This is a genomic window from Mucilaginibacter calamicampi, from assembly GCF_042676765.1.
Classification (GTDB): Bacteria; Bacteroidota; Bacteroidia; order Sphingobacteriales; family Sphingobacteriaceae; genus Mucilaginibacter; species Mucilaginibacter calamicampi.
In genome coordinates, this window is the sequence record NZ_JBHTHU010000013.1 from 1 (window position 1) to 1,222 (window position 1,222).

At 51.6% G+C, this 1,222-nt stretch carries 1 protein-coding gene; it reads left to right on the forward strand.

What is annotated here, in order from left to right:
- On the forward strand, positions 1-1,222 hold a 1,222-nt coding region (locus ACFQZS_RS13285; RefSeq protein ID WP_377101004.1), incomplete at both ends, for a condensation domain-containing protein.

A 1,222-nucleotide genomic window follows, 5' to 3' on the forward strand; every position in this document is an offset into this window, starting at 1 on the left:
CTGGTAAATGCCCACCATATTGCCAGCGACGGCTGGTCGATGGATATCTTTCAGCGGGAGTTACTTGGTTATTACGAAGCCTGGATCAAAAAAGACATAACATTCGACTTTGCTCCGCTGAGCATCCAGTATAAAGACTACGCGGTATGGCAAAAAAGCTACCTGCAGGGCGAAGTGATGCAGCAGCAGGCAACTTACTGGAAAGAAAAGCTAAGCGGTTTTGAAACGCTGGAACTACCTGCCGACTACCCCCGCCCCGAGAAGATAGACTACCGGGGCTCAGGCCGGAACTTTTATATCAGCGAAACACTGAGCAAGCAACTCATTGCGCTGGCCAGGGAAAACGGAGTATCGCTTTACAGCCTGCTGTTAAGCGCATTCCATATACTGCTGGGCAGGTATACCGGACGGGAAGATATTATAACAGGCAGCCCTATTGCCAACCGGCACCATGCACAAACCGAAGGACTGATCGGCTTTTTTGTCAATACGATGGTGAACCGAACACAGCTAAGCGGCACCCAAAGCTTTAAAGCGCTGATGCAGCAGGTTCACCGCGAACAGGTACAGGCGCAGCAGCACCAGGACCTGCCGTTTGAAAAGCTGGTAGAAGAGTTGGGTGTGGAGAGAGACCTGTCGCGCCATCCTGTTTTCCAGGTGATGTTCGGCGTGCAAAGTTTCGGGAACGAAAAGAAGGCGCTGAGCCGCCAGAACCAGTACCTTAAACCATTCGCGCTAACGGAAGCCTACCCCGTAGAACGTTTTGACTTGTCGTTATTTGTAGATGACAGCGAAGCTGAACTAAAGGTGCAGGCCAGCTATGCAGTATCGTTGTTTAAAGAAGAGATGATCACCCAACTGGCAGGGCACTATATCCATTTATTAAGCCAACTGGCCGCAGCGCCGGATGCGCTTTACAGCAGGATCAATTTACTCAGCGCCGCCGAGCAATCCTTACAGTTATCATCCTGGAACAATACAGAAAAGCCTTATCCGGATACGGAAACGATCCACGGAATGTTCGAGGATCAGGCGGCGAAACACCCGGGCAGCACAGCGCTGGTATACGAAGGACAGACACTGAGCTACGGTGAGCTGAACGAACGGAGCAATGCCTTGGCAAGACATATCAGAAAAAGCTACCAAACCAGAACAGGATCAGCGATGCCACCGGACACGCTGATCGCGTTGCTGCTGGAGCGGAGCCTGGAAATGGTGGTAG